The following is an 18,748-nucleotide window of genomic DNA, read 5'->3' on the forward strand; positions in this document are numbered from 1 at the left end:
AGCCGATGAATTCGAACTTTTCCCTCGCTGCCGGCTTCCATGCCGTCGTGATCGGCGGCGCCGGCGACATTGGAGCCGCCATCAGCAACCAGTTTTGCGACCTCGGCGCGACGGTGACGGCCACGGGCGCCAATGAGGCCGATCTCGCCCGCACGCTCCTCAAGCCGCGCACGGGCCTGACGCTCGCGAAGCTCGACGTGACCGACGATGCATCCGTTGCGTCGTTCGCCCTGCAGCACAGGCGCGTCGATGCGCTGGTCAACTGCGCCGGGATTCTCGCGCGCGACGAGGAATTCGAGATCGAAACCTTCATGAAGGTGATCGATGTAAATCTCACCGGCACGTTTCGAACCTGCATGGCGTTTCGCCCGCTGCTCGCCGTGCAGAAGGGCTCGATCGTCAACATCGCTTCGATGAATGCGACGCTGGCCCTGCCACGGATTCCTGCTTATTGCGCCAGCAAGGGCGGTGTCGTGATGTTGACCAAGGCGCTGGCCTTGAAGTGGGCTGAGGAAGGCATTCGCGTCAATGCGGTCGCGCCAGGCTACATCGAGACGGCGATCAATGCGGCCGGCCGCACCGATCAAGCGCACTACCAGCGCATCGCCGAGCGCACCGCATTCAAGCGGTGGGGCCAGCCGGCAGATGTCGCTGGCGCAGTCGCCTTCCTGTGCATGCCGGCCTCGCAATACGCGACCGGGACGGTCGTTGCCGTAGATGGCGGTTTTCTCGCCGGATAATGGACAGGCTCTGGACGGAGGTCACCGAAACCTCATTAGAGAGCGGCGAATTGTTCCGAGTATTTACCAGGACCACATGTCACGCGTCCATGCACCGGCGAATCATCTCCTGAGTGTGACACACGGATTGCCCGGGGAAGAGGATGGCCACGCCGCTTTCGCGGCTACCTATTGGTGCCGTATAACATAGATCATGGAATACTTTTTCAATTCTTGGAATGCTACCGAAGACGACTTCGGATTACTTTGATATACTTTCTTCGGCGCTTCGTCCATCCCAGCCATCTCTTCACGCCGGATCGCGCGTTCGCTCCAAGCATGGCGAATGGCGCTGGACGTAACCACGACGGGTTTTCCGTCTTAGCCAGGACTCTAGGGCCTCGACGGCCTGCACGTGACCATCGAATAGATCCAGCCGCCGTCGGCCACGCCCGCCGAGACGGCCCCATTCACGCACCAATGCCGTATCGCCAAAGAGTGTCGGCTCGATCGTGAGCACATAGAAGCGCGCCATGTTACGAGCCGGATCGCGACGCTCGAGCACGAGGTATTGCACGGTGAGTTCGGACATGCGCCAGAATCGCAATTACCGAATCGACCGTCCAATTAAATAAATGAATCGATCAGGGCCAACGATTCAGAATTTTTATGCAGGCTCCGAGACAGCCGAGGTCAGGCGATAACCGGCTCAACTGAGCTCCCAAGCTCCAAGCTTGTTGGGTGGCGGCGCCTCCTTGGAGATGTTCTCTGAACAAGATGCCGCGCGTACTTGATGGAGATCCCCTCCTCCGACCTCAGGCGTTGCGCAAGACTTGCTCGAGCTGCGCCACGAGCTTCGCCCGGTGCTCGGCAAGAAGTTTGTCCAGATTGATCTGCTTCCAGCGCACCGCCGGCAGCTCCGCCGCGCCGGGGACGCCCAGCAGGCTCCAATCCGGCTCGCCGCGTTTGAACTCTACGAGGAAATCCTTGTGAGCTTGCGGCATTTTTCCTGCGAGTTCGGCCGATCAGCGTTTCCCGGGCTTCGAGAAACTCGTCCAGGGTTACTTCGTCGGCGGTCATGCCCTCAAAGCCGTGCGTGAATTCGTGCTCTATATACTTGCGACGAGGAACCACGACCTCGGAAATCGGCCTGTCATGGCTAATGAGGTAGACGATGAACGCCTTGCGGAGATCGTCTGTGATGCCTTCGTTGGCGAGCAGATCGCGGACATCAAAGAGGTCACGCGGATGCTGCCGGTCGAGCGCCGCGACGAGCTTGCCGGCGTATAGATCGGCGAACGAAACGACTTTCGTCTGTGCGAAGCCGAACGTTTCTTCGACGCTCGGCGACACGTCACGCAGCTGCGGCTCGAAGACGCGGCCCCTGATCACCGGCGTGACCTCGATCTTGATCTGCGCATCGCCTTTCTGGACGGTCAGCTTGGTGACGATCTTTTCACGAGCGTTGACGACTTCCGTCACCCGTGCGCCCGGCAATCCTTTCCTGATGGCCGCCGCCATGCGCTTCATCGCCGCATCGATCGCGGCAAGAGATTCGGGGCGCGGAGCCACCGGCACATAGGTCAGGTCGATATCGACCGATAAGCGCGGCATGTCGCGGTGGAAGAGATTGATGGCGGTGCCGCCCTTGAGCGCAAAATCGGGCTCCGCCGCGACGAACGGAATCGTCTCGATCAACAAGGCTACCTGATGCCGGAATTTTTCAGACAGGGGCATTGAGGTCGTCTGGGATGGTTATGAGGTATTTGGTGTCGAGTTTGCCGCCCTTGACGAGCATGCGCTTTCCCGCGCCGAGATTGACTTTCGACCTGTCGATCTGTTTGAGCCAGGCGTGCTGATGTCGCTCCGCGAACCAGAAGAACAGTCGTTTGACCTTGACGCTTTTGCAGTCGTTCAGAAGCGTTTGCAGCCGCCGGGGACTCAGGCTCCTCAAGCCTTCCGCCAGTGCATCAACCTGATGGAAGCTTTCGTGGCGGGGCAATTCGTCAAGCAGTTCGAGGAACGCACGTTCGGGCGTCGATACCGTGAGAGGCCAGTCGAATGGTCCCTGTATTTCCCGCGTCGTCCCCGACTTTGATCCGGGTTTGCTCCCGTGCGTTTTGAATAGACTTTGTGTGCGGTGAACGCGGAATTTCTGTTCGAGCGGGAGTTTGCCGAGCCAGCCGGGAGCGGACTGCGTTCCATATAGATGTACGGTCGTAGCGCCCCTCTGGCTCAAGTAGTGGCCGAGGCCTTGCGCTTCCATGGCGGTACGTCCGCCGACGATGAGATCGGAGCCGAGCAGTCGCTGGAGCGAAACGACCACACCCTGCCAGGAGACTTCGCCGAGCGGGCGCTTGAAGGTTCCCCGCGCCGGCTGAACGAGCCAGCCGGCCGATACGTATTGGCTGCGCAGGCTGGTGGAGTATCCATGCCGTTCCATCCAGGCGGCATCGACGAGAAGCCCCTGCGGGAGGGTTCGTTCGAGTTTGTTTAGCTTTCTGTCGTTTTGCTCAGCCATACTAAGTAAAATTAGCTGTTTTCAAACCGCACGCGAGGTTTAAGTTACGTCAATTTTCCGCAGTCAGACTAAGTAAAATCACAAAAACACAAACTCATTCGGATACAAAATTGACATCTGTTCCCTTTTTGTTCTAATTTGAGCTCCTCCGTGAAAGCGTTCGGGTAGATCGACATGTCGGTGGAAAACCCGCCGGCCAAGTCGAAATCGACGACGCGTATGTGGACATTGAGCCGAGCGACATCGCAATCGCGCACAGATCATGTTCAATCCGGTTGCAATGATGGAAGGGAATTCATGAGTTTCAAAGCAACCGGCGCTTCGCACGAGGCGACCCTGCATTGCCCCAACTGCAATCACGAGATCCGGCTGACTGAGTCGCTGGCGGCCCCCCTCCTCGCTGAAACCCGTCAGCGCTTTCAACAACAACTGGCCAACAAAGATGCCGAGATGGAGCGCAAGACCGAGGCGCTGCGGCTGGAACGCGAGCAGGTAGCGAAGGACCGCGAGCAAATCGAAGGCCAGGTTGCGAAGCGATTGACTTCCGAACGCGCCCAGCTGGTCGCGACCGAAAGCAAGAAGGCGCGGGAGGCGGCCGCGGCCGAGCTGCAGGCGAAGGAGGCCGAAGCTGCGGAGCTACGAGCCACCCTGCTCTCCAACAACGCGAAGCTCGCCGAGGCCCAAAAGCAGCAGGCTGAACTGATGCGGCAGCAGCGGGCGCTCGAAGAGGAAAAGCGCGAGTTCGACCTGACGATAGAGAAGCGCGTCCAGGCCTCAATCAGTGAAATCCAGATCAAGGCCAGGCAGGAAGCCGACGAGGCTGCGCGCTTGCGCGTTGCCGAAAAAGACCAGACCATCGAGTCGATGACACGCACGATCGAGGAGCTTAAGCGCAAGGCCGAACAGGGATCACAGCAATCTCAAGGGGAGGTTCTCGAGGTCGAGCTCGAAGAGCTTCTCCGCGGACGTTTTCCAACCGATTCGATTGAGCCGGTTGGCAAAGGTGAGCTTGGGGCGGACGTTATCCAACAGGTGAATGGTGCTATTGGCCAATCTGCCGGCATCATCCTTTGGGAAACCAAGCGCACCAAGGCGTGGAGTGACGGGTGGCTCGCCAAATTGCGCGACGACCAGCGTCGTTCCGGCGCCGACGTCGCTCTGATCATCTCGCATACGTTGCCGAAGCATGTCGAGCAATTCGACTTGGTCGACGGTGTGTGGGTTGCGCATCCACGCTGCGCCCTCCCCGTAGCGGTCGCTCTTCGTCAGGCACTCATCGATGTCTGCAGTTCCCGCATGGTGCAGCAGGGACAACAGACGAAGATGGAGCAGGTTTATCACTACTTGACCGGCACGAAGTTTCGGCAGCGGGTCGAAGCTGTCGTCGAGAAATTCAACGATATGCGCGAGGATCTCGACAAGGAGCGCAAGTTTATGGGCCGGCAATGGGCCAAGCGGGAAACTCAAATCCTGGCCGTCATCGATTCGACCGTAGGCATGGTCGGCGACCTGCAGGCAATTGCCGGTAAGGCCATGCCGGATATTCCCAGCCTAGATACTCCGTTGTTGGAGAACGCTGTTGAGGTCGAACGAAAAGCTGGATGATCCCTCTCCCAGCCTGTTTACAGTGCATCCGCGCGCGAGCCGCCCAGGATCGCATGCAGACTTCGGCCGGCTGTTCACGTCAAGCGCGTAACCAGAAGCGGGCAGTTCGCGGTCGCATTGCACGCCGAACCTTGCCCTCTCGTCATTCACTTTTAAACAGCTCCAACAACGATGCTAGGCCTTTACGAGAAGCAACGAATCCCTGGTCTGCCCAAAGAGCTGACTGTGAGAGGCTCGACGCATCTCCTGATTTAGCTCTCCAACCTGCGCCGCAGTCAGGCTCGCGGACGAGAAGGCGGGCTGTTCATTGGCTTCCGGCAGCAGAAGGGCCGAACGGGGAGAGACCGGATAATAAAAACAGAGCTCAGTCGGAGGCCGGATGCCGTCTCCGCGCAAGTTTATGATTGGCTGATCCCCGGTGATGGAATGGCGTGTCCGTCTTGTTATCGATCAGGACTAGCTTCCGCTGCTTGCGTTCAAGAAAGAGGCTCATGCCGATATTGAACGCGAACATGGGACTCATGATGTCCCATAGTCGCCCCGCACGATTGGATCGTTCAATCTGCGCTCCTATGACTGTTCAGCCGCAACCGAAGCGGCGATCGCTGCGATCGATCGGAAAAGGATGAGAGCATCGTCCCTCGACGCGACAAAGCCGCGCCGTTTCCAGAACTCGGCGGCTTCGGCATCGACGGCGTTGACCATGAGCGCGCGACCGCCGACCAACGCTGCACCCCGCACGCAGCGTTGGAGCGCGTGCTTTACGAGACCCGTGCCGATGCCGAGTCCAGCCCAGCGGGTGTCAGTGGCAAGCTGTCCGAGCAGCAGGCACGGAACCGGATCAGGCGGCTGTCCGGTGCGAATGGCTCGTGGAAGCACCGATGGTACGACCGCCGTCGGTGCAAGACCGTAGTACCCAACGACACGCCCCGCCTCATGAACGACAAGCACGGCGGTGAAACCCTTCTCCTGATTGGAGAGCGCGCGGGTCTTAAGCCAATGGTCGAGTGTCGGCTTGCCGCACGAAAATTCGGATACATCGTGGCTGGCAGTCAGTGGTTCGGGAGCCGATAGGACCACGGCTCACTGCTTTGCGATGTAGCCGGGCTCCCAGGGCGCAGGCCTCTTGGCCAATTCCACCATTTCGGGAACCGGCACGGCGGGGGCAGACAGGACCGCCATGAATTCCTCGAACCCTTCGGGGGTCATGCGGATGAGGCGGTTTTCCATCACGACTTCCTCGGCGGCCCTCACCGCAGCATCGCGCACGAAGTCGGTGCGCGAGCGTCCACGCAAGCTCGCAGCACGGTCGATCATCGCGACGTCTGCCTCCGGCAGACGCATCGAGATCGGGTATTCCTTACGCTCTACGCTACTAGCCATTGCCACCTCCTTCCATGCACGCCCAAGATAAGGGATTGTAGCGCAAAATACAATACCGGATGATGCTGATCGCGAGCAGCTCCTCGAGGCGTTGCAGTTGGAGAGCGCGCCGGAGCTGACGTTCATGCGCAGCTTTTCCCTGTCTTTCATTCGTTTGAAAACGCGCTGCGCTCCACCGTCGCGGTTACTTTGGAGCATCATTACAAGCATGCCAGATGGTGGCGGGCCATTTACGAAGAGCTTAAGCGGGGTGGTCGGGCTAAAAATATTACCCACATCGGAACCGTCCCGCTGGCGCGACATGCAGCGTTCCGGATTGGCGCCGTAATCTTGGACATTGAAGGGAAGAAATTCCCAAATGGCCCTATCGACGGGATGTTGAATGGATATGAGTTCATGCATGATTGCCATCTGAACCATATCAGACAGCTTGTTGAGGACCATTGGTCAGTTTTTTCATCGAGATTCCATCCCCTCAGCACCGCTGATTTCAGTGCGAAGTTTGAGAAGGTGCGCGAGGCAAGAAACGCGGTTTACCATCATCGCTCACTTTCCGGGATGTCGGACGTAGTAGCAGCGGCGGAAGAGCTTTTAGACAAGCTCGATTTTTGCCTGAAATTCGTTCACGTAAAAATTTCGGAGTGCGAGCCAAAGCTGCTTTCCTTTGCCGTCCCTCCGGAAAGGCGCCACCGCACTTGGACGGCATAAATTCAAACTGAGACTCGAAGCTTTCGCCTTGCGAGCGGAATGGCAACCAGAGGCGATTTTCCGACGACTACGTGGCTCTCAAATCCTGAACGAGCCGAGCCCCAATACCCCATAAGCAGCAGTGAGGACGGGGGCAGATGGCTCGCACACCCGCTCCGTGGCTACTCGGTGGCTACCGCCCACACACAAGAAGGCCGCTCTCTGAGCGGCCTTCTCAAGAAATCCAGTTGTATCAGTGGGTTATTTGGTTGCGGGGATAGGATTTGAACCTATGACCTTCAGGTTATGAGCCTGACGAATTAACACCGCCCAAGTCCTCCCCGCATAGGAAGACACTGACCGCGGTTTAAGCGCGATTGGTTGACCAAGCTTCCGGAACGTCAACGGACATCGCTCGCATCGAAGCGTCGATCGCGACCAAGTCTGGGAATCAAGGGATTACGCTGGATCTGGTCGGGGAGGGACCGGAACCTCCTACCCCGGATTATCATTCCCCCACTCGCCTATCGGGTCGGCTCGTCGCCTCGTGTTTTGTCGTGCCCCACTGCATCAACGTCCTGCTTCGCGTCTCGACGCCGGCTAGCGGCCAACTCCGAAAGCTCGTTCTTCAGTGCATGTCGTCGGGTTTCGAGAGCAGGCATGTCGTCGACGAATTGGCGAACCTGGCGAGCCAACTCGTGATCTGCTGGCGCTTCAGAGCGCTGCAGCTCGGCGGCATAATCGAGATATCGACGCCGGATGACGTCCTGACGGGACTTAATCTGTTCGTCCCAAGGATGCTTGGCGGCCCTGCCACCCCTCACTTCCGAAAGCACCTCCTTACGGGCGAGCCGATCAACCTCGGGCGTGATCTTACGTTTGCGCATCGCGCGGACCGCCCCGCGATCGGCCTTTCGAATCCGTCCACGGGTGCGCCGCGGCGTTGCCTCCGCCGAGATCCCTCGAAGCCTGAGTTCGCCCGCAAACCGTTCCCGCCAGGCCTGAAGATCCGCCTTCCGGGGGTTGAGGCGCTTGCCGTCCTGGCCCAAAGACCGAACGGTCAAGTGCACATGGGGATGCTTGTTGTCGAGGTGCTGGACGAAGACATAGTCGTGATTATAGCCGAATGTCTCAATGGCAAACGCCCGGGCCGAATCTTTGAGTGCGATGGCATCAGTACCGGCCGGCATCGACAGAATGATGTTGATCGAAAGCGATCCATCGCGGCGGCGCTTGTCGTCGAGACCGGCATCATCCTCCCAGCGTTGCTGCAGGTCTTTCAATCCGGCACGATCCGTCAGCGACGTGCCCTGTTCTGTTTCCGCATCGAGCTCGCCGTTTCGCGTGATGTATGCAAGGTGCGACTTGAGATGCGCCACGTCCTTGGTGCGACCGGTGATCTTGACCATCACCTCTGGTGCTCGGCGCACGAGGCGCTCGAGCTTTGCACGCATCGCCGGCGTAAAGCGGCCGGGAACCGCCGGATCGGGGATATCCCACTCGGCCCGCCGTGGGCGCCGATTGGGCGTTTCCCAGACATACGAGATCGGCGGAAGATCGGAGGCTAGCCCGGTCGGCCGCGGCGAGCGCCGGCTCATCGCCGTCCATCCCAATAATCGGCGTTGCCGTGCAGCGTGCCACGCAATTGCGCGAGCTCTCTTTCGATGACCAGTTTGGCCTCTTGAATTGCTGATAGATCCGGCTCAACCGCCTTGCCCTGCAGCACACTCGTGTTTGCGGCACGCGCAATCTGGTTGATGTTGCCGCCGATCCGGTTGAGCTCGCGAACGATCGCGCGGAGCGCCTCATGCTCGTTCGGGGAATGCTGCACGGGCGACCCCAGCCGTGAGCGCACCAGCGCGACGATCCAACCGGTTCGCGTCATGCCGCGCTGATGCGAGACTTCCGCGAGCTGCCGCATCTCGCTCTCGCGAAACCGCACCGTCACCTTCTCCGGTCGTCCGATAGGCAACGCCAGGATGCGCGGCGCTGGTGCAGCTAGGGCCTCAGCAATGAGACGCCGCAGCAGCGCGGATTTGCCGCCTTGGGTAGCCGCAAAAGCGGAGAACTGCGCCGCGACTTCGTCGGAGACGCGAAGCGAGATCAGAGCCATGCACTTCAATCCCAATTGCGATGTAATACATCGCTGGCGCGAAGCCTATCCTGCACTAGAAAGCCAAAAAATTTGTCCCTTGATGTTGGTTCAAACCAACATTCTCTGCATTCAACGCTCGCCAATGTAAGGCGATCGAGGGCCCCTGCCCTCTGTGCCGAACTCTGCTCGGGGCGCTCGTTTGGCGGAGTAGGCATCGCGAAGACCGATCCGCCGGCAAGCCAGGAAACGAAGGCACTAACTGACACCGGCACTGTGGACCGCGACTTTCCAGCAGCCTGCGGCCTCTCTACGGCGCTGTGGGGAGCGCGTTCGGCCTTCGGCTGCCGCGCTAACGCGCCATCCTTCGGATCGGAAAGTCGCTCCGCCGGCGCACGCCGATAGTCTGTCGCCGCGGCAGCGAAAGTGTCGAACGAGTTCATCTCGACAGGATCTCCTCGATGCTGAGCGCCGACGCCGGAAACTCCTCTTCTTTGTCCGCACCATCGACCAACACCACGGCGTGACGGGAGCCCTGGGTCGCGGGTCGATCGACAACGAGCTGCCCGGTCCGATCCTGATACCGAACCCTGATTGCCAGCGACGCTGCCGGTTTCGATTGCGAAACGACGCGAGTTTTTGGCTGATGCTCCGTTGCCGCTTCGCGGTCGTCCGCCACGTTGCGCGTGAGCAGTGCTTCCGGGAGGGGAGCGGAGTTTTCGGATCGAAGTCGCCCACCCGGTAATTCGTTCCGTGGATTGGCCCGGACGCCCTCCCCGCGAACGTCCCGGGCCAGTTGTCGAGCCTGTGCGTCGGTAAAGCTGTCCTGCGTCGCGCATCGGCGCTCGATCTCGTCGGGGTGCGTGCGCCAGGCCTGATAGAGTTCATAAAGAGCACGGATCGAACTGCCCTCAAGCCGTGCCCGAAGGAAGTCCGGCATACCTTGGACCGATGCGTAACGCGACACCCAGTCTCTTGGCTTGCCGAGCTTGCGCGAGATCTCCGCCTGGGTATCGCCGGCGTCCAATCGGTCTGCGATGAACCTCGCGATCTCAGGCACGCGCAAATCATCGCGCTGGATATTCTCGATCATCTGAGCGTATCGGTCTGGCAAATCGACGTCTTGAATGAACGCGGGCATTTCTCGCAGCCCGGCGCGCTGCGCGGCGCGGTACTGGCGCGCGCCCATGGCGATGACGTAGCGTCCATCTTGACTAGAACGGCGAAGCACGATGGGTTGCAGCACGCCATGTTCGGCAATCGATTGGGAGAGCTCCTCCAATTCCTGTTCGCCGAAGGTGCGGCGTGGTTGATCGGGGTCTTCGTCAATGCAGCCGATTGCGACCAAAAGCGGCCGTCCGGTTACGCCGCCAGGGTTTGCAGCGACGTCGACGAGCTCCTTGAAGCTGAGATCAAGCGTCATTCGTCGTCTCCTGATCAAGCCGTTCCACGATCTTGGCGAGAACCGCGCGGATTTCCCGACCGGCTTCTTGCGCCGAGCGACGCTTCAAGCTCCACACCGGCACCCGCTCCGCAACGGCTTCGGCATAGCCGTCCCGTGCAACGATCTGACCTGGGAACACGTACTTGCCCGCTTCGCGCAACAACTGCTCTAGGTGCGTTCGTTGACGCGGCGACTTGGTATTAAAGTTCGACGGCAGCAGGCCGAGGAATCGCGTGTCCTGACGAGCGTAGCGTCGTTGCACACCGATCACGGTCTGCATCAGGGCTTTGACGCCCTTTACGGAATAATCTTCCAGGTAAATCGGCGCCAACACATGCGAGGCGGCGACCAAACAAGCGACACTGCGAAGGCCAAGCGATGGCGGGGTGTCGATCACGCAGACATCGAAGCGGCCGGCGGCCTCAGCGAGATTCTGCTGCAGGGTCATGACAGCTGCAGCATTGCCGCGATCGATATCCGTCAAAGAGCTGTCGGCCGGCGCCAGTGTGATGCCGTTGTTTTCCCCAGCGACAAACCGGGTCGCCGGCTTGAAGAGGGCGGCCGCCGAAATCGACCCTGTATGCTGCTTGAGCGTGTCGGTCGCGTTGCCCTGCGCATCAACATCGATCATCAGAACCCGGCGGCCCGCTTCCGCCATAAACCAGGCCAGATGCACGGCAAGGGTCGTCTTGCCGACGCCGCCCTTTTGGTTGTTGATGACGATCGTGTTCACCGGGCCGACCTTGGTGCAACCATCTGCGCCCGTTCCATCCATGTTCCTCCAGACCGTGCTTCGGCTGCCGGCTCGGTCCTGACTTGACCGGCCTCTTCATCCTGGGTGTTGGTTTGAACCAACGCCCATGGCGAACCAGCAGAATCCTGAAAGCAGGCACAAAATCCCCTGCCAGAAGAGTCAGGTGGGACCGAGCCACATCGGGCGCGCAGTCAGTTCGCATGATTGGACAGGCGCACACCGGAGTTGACGCAAGACAACGAAAGCCAAATGCGTGTGCCACTAGCCCTGTTGGTTCAAACCAACACGTTCTGAGGCAGCGTCACCTCGCAATCTCCGTATAGTTTGGGAGACGAGACGGAGCCGACGCCGACCAAAGCTGGACGACGGTAAGAACCGCGCGGCGCCCTCGGGCGCAAATGCGACATCAACCTGCTGATGCTCGGCGAGGCGTTTGACCGGCTCGAGCGAACAAAGCGACGCCGTGGCTATGCCCCGGCGGTGGAAAACCGCTGATCGGCGGGCCATGCGTCGCCGGACGTGGTTGGCTGGTTGCGTTGCCGGATCAGCTCGACGAGTTGCGCTTCGAGCGCCTTGCGCTCCGCGGGACCGAACAGGCAGTCGCGCAGTTCGGCGCGTAGTTCCTCGATGGTGTCGACCGTCATGAGCTTCTCTCCATTCGAAGGGAAGAAGGCCCCGCCTCGCAGCGGAGCCCTCTTGGGAGGCTCAGTCCCGGTTCGGCCGGGACCAGATCAGTTGGAGGCGTTCCGTACCCTCGACCTCGGTCAGGGTGGCGTAGATCGGAGCGGGGAAGCTCGGATCGTCCAGCTTGACGGAGAGGTAGTCACGCTCGGTGTCCTTGGCGGTCTTCTGCCAGGCCGCACCCAACTCGACGTTGCCCGAGTAGATGCGGAAGTGCGGTCCCTTGTCAGAAGGATTTTCGACGCGGATCAGCTTGGCCTTGACGTTGAGGTTTAGCGTCTTGATCGCGCCGGAGAAGCCATTGCCAGTGGAGGTGAAGGTGCCGATGGTAGCCATTGTCTCATTCCCTTGGTTTTCTCGGGCGCGCCTATCGCGTCCTCGATGGCGGTCGTGAGACCGGAGGCGATCGACCTGCACCCGGAGGGCCGAAATGAATGGAGGGCGGCCGGCAGCGACTTTCTTGGACCGCGAGGAATGGCGGGCAGCGCCAGGGGAAGAAAGTCGAGGGCGGGCGTTGCAGGGACAAGATCGAGAGCCCGCAAAGCGGGATCGACCTTCGGTCAGACCAGCCTCCATCGAGGACGCAGATGGGTGCGCCCTTCGCGAAAACACGTGGAATGAAAACAGGCGGCCCGAGTCGGTCCGGCCATTCGGATTTCAAGGCAACGGCGTAGTAACAAAGCGCAGATCACCCTGAGCAGGCCAGCTCGGCGCCGAGTCATCACCCGCGATGGAGCTTGTCGCTGTCAGCAACGTCGGCGCCCCTGTCGAAGTTGCCGTCGCAAGATCGATAAAGAGGCTAGTGACCTGTCTCGCCAGGTGGATTCAACGCCCCGCTCTACGCATCCATGCGACCGCCCGGCGAGGCGTGAGACAGATGGTAGCGTCGCTGGACTTGCCGGCCGCCGAGTCCGGGGTGATTCCGCCGGCACGCGCGATCGAACGAAGCTCGGCGTGCGGGTTGCAACGCCACAGCATTGGTGCGGGTTGTGAGCACGATCGACGTCAACAGAGATCGGCTGCCGGGCTCGATTTCGGTTCGAACGTTACTTAGCCGGCGGGCGCAGCCGGCTTTCCGCCCATTTCCGGGCAGCGGGATCGCGCAGCGGATCGTCTTCGCAGGCCAAGCAGACGTAGCACGGCCGGCCCGGCGCGACGTCGTGGGCACAACCGTCATCGGTTTCCCGCACTTCGGGCACAGCTTCCGGCTCAGGTAGAGCGGAGTCATGGTTTTTCCCTGCCGGAACCAGCTCCCAGTGCGCCGCGAGCACAAGTAGATCGCCAAAACTTGTCCGTATGCACCAGACCGCTTGACGCGGAGCGCCTCCCGCACTGAAATCCGGTTTTCAGTGATGTTGCGGGGGTGGCGTCGTGGAAGATTTTTATAGGAGCTTCGCGAAGCGGGCGCGCGATCTGGCCGAGAACGCGGACCCGTTCACCAGGCGGCGACTACTCGACCTGGCCCAGCGATACGATCTCAAGAGCAAACCAGGATCACCAGGCGGACGGTCCATCCCGCCGCAACGCGCAACGCCACCAACGGTGCTGTTCGCCGGCTCCGGCGAGTCCTAGCGAAAGGTCGCAGTGCAGATCGTGGGCTGCTTCACCGCCACATCGTGGGCGCGCCGTTACTCTATGTTCTGGCGCTCCCCGTCTCCTTCCTTCACATCGCACCGCCTCCCGCGCCCTCCGGCAGCGGCATCGCTTCTATCGAACCATCGAACACTTCAATCGCGCCCGCAGTGCAGTTCGCGTCTCGCCGTTCCTGAGACGCAGTCGCCAGTCGCAGGGCGTCGGAACGCCCGCTCGCTGCTAGGAAGCCTGTCCATGATTTGCAATCTTTTGCTTCTTCCAGAGCGCCATGATCTGCGGTCCGATGGAATAGTTCCCGGCCCTAGCTTTAGCCGTCAGACCCCGTAGATAGCCGCCGGGACTTTTGATTTCGGCCGACCGTTGCAGGATCGCGGCGACGGTGACCGCTGCATCGCCCTCCCCCATCGCGTCCACGGCGTCTTCCCAGGCGCTCGGGCTGACCCCCAGCGCCGATCGAACGACCGCGGCCGTCGCGATGAATTCGGGCCAGCTTCCGATCCCTGTCCGCGAGTACATCGCGATGTCAGGGCAAGCCTTGAGGACCATCCCCAACGGAAATCCCGTCGTCTGTTGGCTCCTCCTCTCCGGCACCGGTTGGGTCTCACCGATCGGCCCCGTGCCTTCTTGAGAGGCTGGTTCAAGTTCAATAAAGGGGTCTGGATTTGAATTCTGATAGTGCGCGCCAGAATGGTTGTCATTGCCGTCCGTTTTCTGTGCAGAGAGATGTGAATCCAACAGCTTGCCCGCCTCTGCGGCAAGGCGCTCCAGGCTTTCGGCAAGAGGTTCGAGGAGGCCTAGACCGACCAGTCGTGGCAAGCGGCCACTGAGGCCTGCGAAGCGCCTCCGGACATCCCCCCAGTCGCCCTGGGCCCCCTCCTCCGCCGCGACGGCAATCATCTTGGCTATATCCCGCCGGAGTATCGAGACACGCTCCCGCGCCAAGGCGACAGCGCGACGCTCGATCCTTACCTCCTCGGCCAGACGATCGAACTCATCGGCCCGCGCCACGATCGGCGTCAGATCGAACCCGAACGCCTGCTCGATTGTGCCATCGCCAGATCGCCGAGCGTATCGCTTTCCATTGGGGCTATCGCGGCGGATGATGAGTCCCGCGTTGACCAGCGCGAAGAGATGTCGGCGGAGCGTGGTCCCAGCCATCCCGTGCGTGCGCTCGCTCAGAGACGCGTTCGAGGGAAAGACAACGAGGTTGCCAGGGGTGAGAGCCGTCTCCGGTAGACACGTCAGCAAGCCGTTGAGCACGGTCAACGCACGATCCGAGATATCGAGCCGCTCCCTCGCATCGGTGATCGCGCGGAAGATCTTCCACTTGTGAACTACTCTGTCTTCAGGGCATGCCTTCGCGGCCGCCTGGCTCGCCATCATGGCAAGCGTCAGCGCGCGCCGCCCGAAGGGCGTCGTTGGGTGACTGTCGATCATGTTCTTCGCCTTTTCAGGCAAAGAAAAAGCGCTCGGCGAATCGATACCGCAGCAAATACGCTTGACTGGGATTCGCGTCCGTGATTCTCTAAGGCTGCTTACACGTTAGAGAAGGCTTCCGGGCGGAGACGTTTCGGGGGCCTTTTTCTTTGCGTTCTACTCCTCTGTTGAAAATCGATACGCCTACTGATCGCGCGGCAAGCCTTCTTGCTGGCTGCGCCATGTTCTCAAGGAGTCTCGGGAAGCGCGCTTACGCAGTTCCCTTGAGGTACTCCACGTATAGTTCACCTAGCCGTCCTACGACGAATTCGCCGAAGCCTGGGGCAACCTTCTCGTTTACCGCAAGGGTGGTCTTTTCCGTTTTGCGGTCGATCGAGGCGACTGCCTTGCCGTCGGCAGATGTCCAAGGCTCAGGTTCCGCTCGCTGCGGCCTGGGCGCAAGCGCTGCGCATACGGCAAGGAAGCGCGCATCGGAATCTTTACTGCGAAAGGCCTGGTTCGAGATCAGCGGCGCCAAGTCGCCGATTGCATCCTTGCCCTGGAGCAAGGCTTCGAGCTCCATCCACCGTCTCCGGCCAGTTTTCGGGGCGGGGCCGATTGCCTCGATCAGCGCACGCGGAATGGCGCGACCGACCGAGATCAGGCGGGAAAGTTCGGTCTTATCGACGCTGAGGGCGGAGCCGATCGTGTCACGCTTGAACTCGCGGTCCTCGAGAGTGACGGCGTAGATTGCCCTCTCGATGAACGAAAGATCCTTCCGTTCGCCGTTCTCCTTGCCTTGCGCCACCACGAGCTCTTCGTCGGTCATCTTCCTGATGACCGCACGGACCGGCCGTCCGAGTGCCTTCAGCGCCCGCACCCGGCGATGACCGTAAGCCGTTTGGTAGCGGGCCGGCTGACTTGGATGAGGACGCAGTAGAACGGGAACGAGCTGGCCGTTGGCGGAGATCGATTGGACCAGAGCCTCATGCTCCTCGTCCGTACCAGGCATCCGGTCGGGCACGATAGATGCGTCGATCAGCGAGGCATCGATTTCGAGCACTGTCTCGCCATTGGCGAACCGATCGGCCAGCGCTCTCGCCGCTTCGCTCTCGGCCGTCAATCGCTCAAGCGACCGACTCATGGCTCCGACGACGCCACGCCCACCGAGGGTCGGGTGGGGTGCCCTCCCCTCCTCCGCCGGCGGCGCGCTAGGAGCGGCCGGCTTGGCATCGCTCAGCAGATCGCTGAGTAGGTTCTTGCGTCCCATCAGGCTCTCCCCCAGGCCGCTTGCATGAGGTTCTGGATCTCCCCATTGACGCCGTCGAGCGACTCCATCGCGCGGTCGTAGGTCGATCGCGTGAACTGTTCGCGCGGCACCTCGTAGAGGGTTTGCTTGGTGATGCCGGCGTCGCTGATTGCGGTGCTTTTCAGCATCATGTTTGTGATCATGCGGTCGCCGAAAAGCGATCTCATGAAGCCGACCATCTGCGCCTGCGGACCGTCGCCGGGTTCGTAGCGGGTAACGAGATATCTCATCCAATCGTAATTCATGTTGCCGCCGGCTTTCGCGACGACTTCCAACAAGTCCGAGGTCATCAGAAGAAACTGCGACATCGACATCACGTCGAGCATCTGGGGATGCACCGGGATGAGGACTGCGGTCGCGGCGCATAGTGCCGACAGCGTGAGGAATCCCAGCTGGGGCGGACAATCAATGACAACGGCGTCGTAGTTCGCCTCCACCGACCCGAGCACCGTCGCCACCCTTGCGAAGAAGAGTGGATCTCCGGACTGCCGCTGGGCCAAAGCCTTGGGCGTCTCGTGCTCGAATTCCATCAGTTCGATGTTCGCTGGCACGATATCCAGGAGCGGGAAGTAGGTCCGTCGGATGATGTCGCTCAATTCGCGTCGGCTGTCGTCGTAGCGGATGGCGCCATACAAGGTGCCGTTCTCTTCGACGTCGAATTCGGGCTGGTATCCATGCAGAGCCGACAAGGACGCTTGGGGATCGAGGTCGACGGCAAGAACGCGATATCCCTGCAAGGCGAGATGCTGGGCCAAGTGCGCCGCACTGGTGGTCTTGCCGCTACCGCCCTTGAAGTTAACGACAGCTATGACCTGCAGATGCTCCCCTTCCCCGCGCGTCGGCAGATATCGGCGCGAGGCCTTTCCGGTCTCGTCGAGATAAGTCCGAAGGGCCTGGATGTCGCCCAGGGAATAGAGACGTCGGCCGGCCGGCCCGATCTCGGGATCGGGCCCCTTCTTCTCGAGCGACAACTGCCGCAAATAGGAGTCGTTCACGCCGATCAACTTGGCCGCTTCGCCGGACGAGAATCGACGTAAGGTTTTTGCGGCTTTCGGCGGGAAGAGTTTCAGTCTGTGGGCGACAAGTTTCGCGGATAGCTCGCGAGCGTCCGCAGCGATCAGTTCATGGATCGCGCGAGGCTCATTTAACGCCGAATAATCGGCGACAGTTTGTTCTGTCAAAGACACGGCGGCATCTCGTGGTTACGACATTTTGCCGAAAACTCTACATTCGGCGTTAGTAACTCCGATTCTCTACCGCTCGGCAATGAAGAAAGGGTTAACGAGAGATTAAGGACTACGGGACGGCTGGGGCTAGGCCAACGAACCAGTCGCGCAAAGGCCGAGTTCTACATGCATCGCGACTTCAACGAATAGCAACAATGCGGTGCGTGGCGCTCCCATGTTCGGCGAAGCTCACCCGCAATCGCCGTCACCTATCTGAGAAGTGGTCTCGGCCAGACTGGTCGACGTCGAACACCTTGAGCACCCCTGCCCGACGCGGTCACTCGGCCCCATTTGGCTACAAAATTGCGCCTCCTAAGCCGCCAGCGTGCTGCCGTGGAAGGCCCTGTACGTTCAGAAGCCATGGATAAGCATAGAAGATTTCTGCCGCCGAACGATAGGCTGCTGCCAGCTCAATGCTGTCTTTGTCTGCGAAAGGAAATCTTGGATCGCGAGCGATGGCATTTTTCTCGGCATCGCTTCTATCGAAGACTTCCGATCCGTTGCAGCGGTGAAGTGCAAACTCTACGGGGCGTCACCAACTTTCTTCGCGGGCTGAGCCCGCTTTGGCGAGTGTTCGGGCCGCTCTCCCCGCATCGTCTGGGCCAACTGCGAGACGTTGCCATGCGGACGGCGAGACAGCGCAGAACCTCATCACCATCATCGATCGGCCGACCGAAAAGGCGTTCGGATCTAGTCTCGCGCCAGTGTGAAATTGGACGATGACCACGAGCCAAACTCTTTGCTAGGCGAATTTTTCGAGATGCTCATTCGGACCGCCCAGGCGACGCTCGTATCTTTTGCCTGCCCGCGGTCGATGCGCCCCATGAGAATCGAATTCCAAAGAGCATTCAGCGGTAAGGGCCGGCAGGCTTTTATCATGCCCACCCAGCTCTGATCGGAGATGTCCGCCAGGCCAATCTCGGAGTTTATGATTTTCGGTCGGCTCAGGCCTGCTAGTCAAAGAACCCCTGGCCCCAGATTGCCGATTTTGCAACCCGGTTCAGATGTGGACGGCTCCACGCACCAACGTCTAGCGAGGGAAGGATCGCGTAATGTAGTGCATTGGAAAGTTGACCGCGGTCAACTTTTGCTCGGTGCAGAAAGCCGAACACCGTCGTAATCCGAGGAGGGAAGGCAGCAGCTCATGCCCGCAGGACCCCCGCATCCGCTTTGGCATTTCGGTATCATAGCACCTACACGCCCTGCCTGTGCGCGCCCGACCATCAAAAGTTGACCGCGGTCAACAAGCCGGTGAAAATTCTGAGCCTCAAGTGCACGGTTGGAATCTGGAGAGCAGACGCTCTTTTCAAGCAGAGAT

General features: G+C 60.3%; 17 protein-coding genes and 1 tRNA gene. 3 read left to right on the forward strand and 15 right to left on the reverse strand.

Features of this window, described 5'->3' with window-relative positions; genetic code table 11:
- Positions 1–5 precede the first annotated feature (5 nt).
- The gene (locus ACVWZ4_RS35725; RefSeq protein WP_456705428.1) at positions 6–740 is read left to right on the forward strand and encodes an SDR family NAD(P)-dependent oxidoreductase; all 735 of its coding nucleotides are present in this window, start codon (positions 6–8) and stop codon (positions 738–740) included.
- 289 nt (positions 741–1,029) lie between these two features.
- Here ACVWZ4_RS35725 and ACVWZ4_RS35730 read toward each other — a convergent pair whose 3' ends face one another.
- From ACVWZ4_RS35730 to ACVWZ4_RS35740, 3 genes are all read right to left on the reverse strand, one after another.
- Positions 1,030–1,311 (reverse strand): WGR domain-containing protein, encoded by a 282-nt coding sequence (locus ACVWZ4_RS35730; protein WP_456705427.1) that lies wholly within the window; start codon positions 1,309–1,311, stop codon positions 1,030–1,032.
- 101 nt (positions 1,312–1,412) lie between these two features.
- Positions 1,413–2,456, reverse strand: coding sequence for a nucleotidyl transferase AbiEii/AbiGii toxin family protein (locus ACVWZ4_RS35735; RefSeq protein WP_456705426.1), 1,044 nt, complete (start codon positions 2,454–2,456; stop codon positions 1,413–1,415).
- Positions 2,443–3,240, reverse strand: a complete 798-nt coding sequence (locus ACVWZ4_RS35740; protein WP_456705425.1) for a type IV toxin-antitoxin system AbiEi family antitoxin domain-containing protein — start codon at positions 3,238–3,240, stop codon at positions 2,443–2,445. The genes ACVWZ4_RS35735 and ACVWZ4_RS35740 overlap by 14 nt, the downstream gene beginning before the upstream one ends.
- 297 nt (positions 3,241–3,537) lie before the next feature.
- Here ACVWZ4_RS35740 and ACVWZ4_RS35745 point away from each other — a divergent pair, with 297 nt between their 5' ends.
- Positions 3,538–4,845 carry a DUF2130 domain-containing protein gene (locus tag ACVWZ4_RS35745; protein ID WP_456705424.1) on the forward strand — a complete coding sequence of 436 codons (1,308 nt, stop codon included), beginning with the start codon at positions 3,538–3,540 and terminating at the stop codon, positions 4,843–4,845.
- A 570-nt stretch (positions 4,846–5,415) separates the two neighbouring features.
- On the opposite strand, the gene ACVWZ4_RS35750 is transcribed toward ACVWZ4_RS35745, so the two are convergent.
- The 9 genes from ACVWZ4_RS35750 to ACVWZ4_RS35790 form a co-directional block, all read right to left on the reverse strand.
- Positions 5,416–5,925 carry a GNAT family N-acetyltransferase gene (locus tag ACVWZ4_RS35750; protein WP_456705423.1) on the reverse strand — a complete coding sequence of 170 codons (510 nt, stop codon included), beginning with the start codon at positions 5,923–5,925 and terminating at the stop codon, positions 5,416–5,418.
- Positions 5,926–5,928: 3 nt separating this feature from the next.
- Positions 5,929–6,672 (reverse strand): type II toxin-antitoxin system TacA family antitoxin, encoded by a 744-nt coding sequence (locus tag ACVWZ4_RS35755; protein WP_456705422.1) that lies wholly within the window; start codon positions 6,670–6,672, stop codon positions 5,929–5,931.
- Positions 6,673–7,181: 509 nt separating this feature from the next.
- Positions 7,182–7,261: transfer RNA gene (locus ACVWZ4_RS35760), tRNA-Met, on the reverse strand.
- A 178-nt stretch (positions 7,262–7,439) separates the two neighbouring features.
- Positions 7,440–8,513: a relaxase/mobilization nuclease domain-containing protein gene (locus ACVWZ4_RS35765; protein WP_456705421.1), complete on the reverse strand. Its 1,074-nt coding sequence runs from the start codon at positions 8,511–8,513 to the stop codon at positions 7,440–7,442.
- On the reverse strand, positions 8,510–9,028 hold the full coding sequence (locus tag ACVWZ4_RS35770; RefSeq protein WP_456705420.1) for a plasmid mobilization protein: 519 nt from the start codon (positions 9,026–9,028) through the stop codon (positions 8,510–8,512). Before ACVWZ4_RS35770 ends, ACVWZ4_RS35765 begins: the two co-directional genes overlap by 4 nt.
- 418 nt (positions 9,029–9,446) lie before the next feature.
- Positions 9,447–10,430: a ParB/RepB/Spo0J family partition protein gene (locus ACVWZ4_RS35775; RefSeq protein WP_456790526.1), complete on the reverse strand. Its 984-nt coding sequence runs from the start codon at positions 10,428–10,430 to the stop codon at positions 9,447–9,449.
- Complete coding sequence (locus ACVWZ4_RS35780) at positions 10,420–11,226, reverse strand: ParA family protein (RefSeq protein WP_456705418.1); 807 nt, start codon at positions 11,224–11,226, stop codon at positions 10,420–10,422. Before ACVWZ4_RS35780 ends, ACVWZ4_RS35775 begins: the two co-directional genes overlap by 11 nt.
- A gap of 446 nt (positions 11,227–11,672) precedes the next feature.
- Positions 11,673–11,849, reverse strand: a complete 177-nt coding sequence (locus ACVWZ4_RS35785; protein ID WP_456705417.1) for a hypothetical protein — start codon at positions 11,847–11,849, stop codon at positions 11,673–11,675.
- Between the two features lie 61 nt (positions 11,850–11,910).
- The gene (locus tag ACVWZ4_RS35790; RefSeq protein WP_456705416.1) at positions 11,911–12,222 is read right to left on the reverse strand and encodes a DUF736 domain-containing protein; all 312 of its coding nucleotides are present in this window, start codon (positions 12,220–12,222) and stop codon (positions 11,911–11,913) included.
- A gap of 1,035 nt (positions 12,223–13,257) precedes the next feature.
- On the opposite strand from ACVWZ4_RS35790, the gene ACVWZ4_RS35795 reads away from it, so the two are divergent.
- Positions 13,258–13,458 (forward strand): hypothetical protein, encoded by a 201-nt coding sequence (locus tag ACVWZ4_RS35795; RefSeq protein WP_456705415.1) that lies wholly within the window; start codon positions 13,258–13,260, stop codon positions 13,456–13,458.
- A gap of 240 nt (positions 13,459–13,698) precedes the next feature.
- Here the strand turns inward: ACVWZ4_RS35795 and repC are convergent, their stop codons facing one another.
- From repC to repA, 3 genes are all read right to left on the reverse strand, one after another.
- Positions 13,699–14,913: a plasmid replication protein RepC gene (gene repC / locus ACVWZ4_RS35800; protein WP_456705545.1), complete on the reverse strand. Its 1,215-nt coding sequence runs from the start codon at positions 14,911–14,913 to the stop codon at positions 13,699–13,701.
- A 253-nt stretch (positions 14,914–15,166) separates the two neighbouring features.
- Positions 15,167–16,165, reverse strand: a complete 999-nt coding sequence (gene repB / locus ACVWZ4_RS35805; protein WP_456705414.1) for a plasmid partitioning protein RepB — start codon at positions 16,163–16,165, stop codon at positions 15,167–15,169.
- On the reverse strand, positions 16,165–17,385 hold the full coding sequence (repA, locus tag ACVWZ4_RS35810) for a plasmid partitioning protein RepA (protein ID WP_456705544.1): 1,221 nt from the start codon (positions 17,383–17,385) through the stop codon (positions 16,165–16,167). The genes repB and repA overlap by 1 nt, the downstream gene beginning before the upstream one ends.
- Positions 17,386–18,748 lie beyond the last annotated feature (1,363 nt).

This window comes from Bradyrhizobium sp. USDA 4472 (assembly GCF_054058595.1).